Genomic DNA, 4,768 nt, shown 5'->3' with positions numbered 1-4,768 from the left:
GTCAAACTATGTCTGGTGTTGGTTTAACTGCTTCGGGTGTTGGTCAAACTATGTCAGGTATCGGTTTAACCACTTCCGGCATGGGCATGAATATGTCAGGGGTTGGTTTAACTGCTTCAGGGGTAGCTCAAACTATGTCCGGTATCGGTTTAACTACTTCCGGCATGGGTATGGGCATGAATATGTCAGGTGTAGGTTTAACTGCTTCAGGGGTAGGTCAAACTATGTCCGGTATCGGTTTAACTACTTCCGGCATGGGTATGGGCATGAATATGTCAGGTGTAGGTTTAACTGCTTCAGGGGTAGGTCAAACTATGTCCGGTATTGGTTTAACTACTTCCGGCATGGGCATGGGCATGAATATGTCAGGTGTAGGTTTAACTGCTTCAGGGGTAGCTCAAACTATGTCCGGTATCGGTTTAACTACTTCCGGCATGGGCATGAGTATGTCAGGGGTAGGTTTAACTACTTCAGGCATGGGCATGAATATGTCTGGTGTAGGTTTAACTGCTTCAGGCATGGGCATGAATATGTCTGGTGTAGGTTTAACTGCTTCAGGCATGGGCATGAATATGTCTGGTGTTGCTGCTTCTATGCCACCAGTTCGCCCACGCAAGTTCTGGTTAGTTGCTGATGCCGAACTAATTATTTACGGTGCAACGGAACCGGATGCTACTGTAACTATTGGCGGACGACCTATTAAACTCAACTCTGATGGTACTTTCCGTTTCCAGATGGCCTTCCCTGATGGTTTAATTGATTATCCTATTATGGCAGTGGCTGTCGATGGCGAACAAAACCGCTCTATACACATGAAGTTCAATCGTGAAACCCCAGAACGTCGCACTAATACAAAGCAAGAAGCTGTTTTGGAATGGGCATAGCAACTCTCATATTTTTGAGGTAGAGTAAACAGGTTTTGTTTGAACTATTGATAACTAAGGCATAAGTAGCGATAGGTCATTGCTACCTTGCTAAATAACCCCTGGTAAAGTCCGGGGGTTTATCATTGAATCAGTTAGAAATGGTTAATATTAAGCTTCAGCAGTACAATTTATAGCGGTTTTCATATTTCATAGAATACAACTATCAAGAGAGGAAATCTGATTTCTTGATATTCAATCCTCTCGATTTTAACCAGAGGTAATTATCCATTATTTATTATCAATTAATAAATGTAGTTTGCCTTTGTAAAAACAGCTATAATTAGCAAAGTAATCAAGTTATATAAAATCAATTTATTACTGATGAAGGTATCAGAAGTAACTCAAACATTAAAAATATTATTTGAAGAATCTTTGGCAATTCCATCTACTACTTCATGGCAAATAGAAACAGATAATTTTCGACTTTTAGTTCTACTTTCAGAAGATAAAAGTTGGCTGAGAATATTAATTCCGATTGCTCCTCAAGGAGATGCTCAACCATTTCTTGATAAATTACTTGAAGCTAACTTTGATTTAACTTTAGAAACTCGCTATGCTTTATATGAAAATGTCTTATGGGGAGTATTTCAGCATCATTTCTCTACATTAATAGTAGAAGATTTTAGTACAGCTATTCAAAGATTAATTGATTTAAAAGAACAAGGTATATCTAGTTATTTTAATGAAGTAATAGAAAATCGGATTGTTGAAGTAATTAAGGCAGCAAAACTTCAAGAACAAACTTTAGAAGCAACCATGCAAACTTTAGAACGCTTTTATGCAGAAGGTTTAATGGGTGAAATAGATATGAATTCAGAATATCGTGAAAAAACTTTGGCAGCTTGGCGTTATCAATTAGAGCGTTTATGGCCGGAAGTGGAACCTTGATGAAGTCAGAATTCAAAAGTCAGAAGTCAGAAGTTATCCTTGTAACTAGGATTTGAGCTTCGCTCCAAAAATATTTCGCCTTTTAAGGCGGGGTTTTAGACCCAAATTATTTTCATAAGTAAGAAGGTGTTAAGTTTGAGGTTGAATCATATCAAGAATCAAGTTTTATTATGTTATCTGCTTTCTATCTACTACTCAGTACTTACGCTTTAAGTATATCTGCCGCTTTTTTATTCTTTAAAAGAGATACTTTAAATCTTAATTATTCTGTAAAAAATGTAGGCACTTTTTATGACTTTGAAGGTGAAAAATTCAAATAAAAAAATGGATATTATTTCAATACTTAAACAAGATTATCAAAAATTTCCGGTCGATCAAACTTACAGTATTTACGCAGAAAATGTTTACTTTGAAGACCCATTAAATAAATTTAGAGGAATTGACCGTTATCAAAAAATGATCGGTTTTATGAATAGTTGGTTTAATGATATTCAGCTTGACTTACATGATATTAGTCATTCAGGAGATTTAATTAAAACCCGTTGGACACTTAGTTGGACAGCTCCTGTGCCTTGGAAACCTCGAATGGCAATACCAGGATGGAGTGAATTGAGACTCAATGCAGATGGACTGATTAACAGTCATATTGACTATTGGGATATCTCTCGGCTGGATGTTTTAAAACAGGTTTTTCAAGTGAAGTAGCTTCAACAATTAATAATTAACAATTAATAATTAATAATTACCTATTCTGTAATAGAAGGATTGACTAAAAAGATTTTTTTTCTTCTCTTGGTCGATTGAATATGGCGAAGAGACCCGCTCTTGAATGCTTTTTTCTCCATGAATGAAGATGCTTTATACCTTAATTTTTCGGTAAATAATTCTCAGTTTATTTTGCACAATTTTATAGATATAGCAATGTGCGCTAGCATATCTATAAAATTACAGGAACTGTCCAATAGCTAAAAGTCTTATATTATCGGTTTTTTATTCCCCCAGGTGAGCTGTTGCCTACGCACAGCGCTATATATTGACAAAAAAGCATAACTTTGATAACTGAAATCTCCTAAATGCTCGTAGATGCTGAAAAAGTAAAAAACCCGTTAAAGTTAAGATGTGTAAAAATTTTTCAGAAAAGGTTAAATAATTGATGCGCGTAATATTAATGACGGGAAAAGGTGGCGTTGGCAAAACATCAGTGGCGGCCTCAACGGGACTACGTTGTGCAGAATTAGGCCATAAAACTTTGGTTCTCAGTACTGATCCAGCTCACTCCCTGGCAGATAGCTTTGATATGGAAATGAGCCACGAACCTCGGAAGGTTAGGGAAAATCTTTGGGGTGCTGAGTTGGATGCTTTGATGGAATTGGAGGGAAACTGGGGAGCTGTAAAACGTTATATTACTCAGGTTTTGCAGGCGCGGGGTTTAGATGGTGTGCAAGCTGAGGAGTTGGCTATTTTGCCGGGAATGGATGAAATTTTTGGTCTGGTGCGGATGAAGAGGCACTATGATGAGGGCGAATATGATGTTTTAATTATTGATTCTGCTCCGACTGGTACTGCTTTACGACTTTTGAGTTTGCCGGAAGTTGGGGGTTGGTATATGAGGAAGTTTTATAAGCCTTTGCAGGGAATGTCGGTAGCTTTAAGACCTCTTTTTGAACCTATTTTTAAGCCTATTACTGGTTTTTCTTTGCCTGATAAGGAAGTTATGGATGCTCCTTATGAATTTTATGAACAAATTGAGGCTTTGGAAAAGGTTTTAACTGACAATACTAAGACTTCTGTGCGGTTAGTTACTAATCCTGAAAAGATGGTAATTAAGGAGTCTTTACGGGCTCATGCTTATTTAAGTTTGTACAATGTTTCTACAGATTTAGTAGTAGCTAATCGGATTATTCCTGATTCTGTGACTGACCCTTTCTTTAAAAAATGGAAGGAAAATCAACAGCAATATCGGCAAGAAATTCACGATAATTTTAGACCTTTGCCTGTGAAAGAGGTACCTCTTTATTCTGAGGAAATGTGTGGTTTGGCTGCTTTGGAAAGGTTGAAGGAAACTTTGTATGGAGATGAAGATCCTAGTCAGGTTTACTATAAGGAAAATACTGTTAAGGTAGTGCAAGAGAAGGGTAATTATAATTTGCAGTTATATTTGCCTGGTATTCCGAAAGAGAAAATTCAATTAAATAAAACTGGGGATGAGTTGAATATTAGAATTGGTAATCATCGTCGGAATTTGGTTTTGCCTCAAGCTTTAGCAGCGTTGCAACCTGCGGGGGCCAAAATGGAGGATGATTATTTGAAGATTAGGTTTGCTGAAGTAGCAAAAGTTTAGGATAGTTATTTTTTTGTCGGAGGAGGTTGAAATTTTTTCTTTTGCTAAAGGTGTCAAGATTATTTTTCAACCTACTCCTGCAAGAGAAGATGAAAAGTAAGTATAATTTATTTGGTTTTGAGCAGCAGTTCCTTTTCTAATGTAAGTATTTGCTAATATCTAAATTATTTTTCGTAAACTTGGAAGTTTTATTCAATCTAAATTTTTTACTGATATAACAGGTTGCTTTATTCTCAAAAAAATCTGTCAAAAGTTGAGGATTGTTATTTTTTTTAGGAGGAGGTTGAGATTTTTTTCTGTTACTGAAGCTGTCAAGATTATTTTTCAACCTACTTCTACAAGAGAAGATGAAAAGTAAGTATAATTTATTTGGTTTGGAGCAGCAGTTACTTCTCTAATGTAAGTATTTGCTAATATCTAAATTATTTTTCGTAAACTTGAAAGTTTTATTCAATCTAAATTTTTTACTGATATAACAGGTTGCTTTATTCTCAAAAAAATCTGGCAAAAGTTTAGATTGATTATTTTTTTTGTAGGAGGAGGTTGGTTTTTTTTGTGTCTAAATTTTTTACTGATATAACAGGTTGCTTTATTCTCAAAAAAATCTGTCAAA

General features: G+C 35.8%; 3 protein-coding genes and 1 pseudogene. All 4 read left to right on the top strand.

Annotated features, from left to right (window positions below; all coding sequences use genetic code 11):
* Positions 1-884: pseudogene (locus AC3DU7_RS10585) on the top strand (hypothetical protein); the annotation flags it as partial.
* Between the two features lie 363 nt (positions 885-1,247).
* Positions 1,248-1,814: a hypothetical protein gene (locus AC3DU7_RS10580; protein ID WP_488039311.1), complete on the top strand. Its 567-nt coding sequence runs from the start codon at positions 1,248-1,250 to the stop codon at positions 1,812-1,814.
* Between the two features lie 324 nt (positions 1,815-2,138).
* Positions 2,139-2,519, top strand: a complete 381-nt coding sequence (locus AC3DU7_RS10575; protein WP_488039310.1) for a C6orf136 family protein — start codon at positions 2,139-2,141, stop codon at positions 2,517-2,519.
* Between the two features lie 448 nt (positions 2,520-2,967).
* Positions 2,968-4,155: a TRC40/GET3/ArsA family transport-energizing ATPase gene (locus tag AC3DU7_RS10570; RefSeq protein WP_488039309.1), complete on the top strand. Its 1,188-nt coding sequence runs from the start codon at positions 2,968-2,970 to the stop codon at positions 4,153-4,155.
* The last annotated feature ends 613 nt before the right edge of the window (positions 4,156-4,768 follow it).

Source organism: Okeania sp. (assembly GCF_983059655.1).
Note: the sequence above shows the minus strand (reverse complement) of the source record. Positions and strands in the feature narration are given on the sequence as shown.

Coding starts and splice junctions, on each gene's coding strand:
- AC3DU7_RS10575 (WP_488039310.1), top strand. CDS start 2,139: ATGGATATTATTTCAATACTTAAACAAGATTATCAAAAATTTCCGGTC.
- AC3DU7_RS10580 (WP_488039311.1), top strand. CDS start 1,248: ATGAAGGTATCAGAAGTAACTCAAACATTAAAAATATTATTTGAAGAA.
- AC3DU7_RS10570 (WP_488039309.1), top strand. CDS start 2,968: ATGCGCGTAATATTAATGACGGGAAAAGGTGGCGTTGGCAAAACATCA.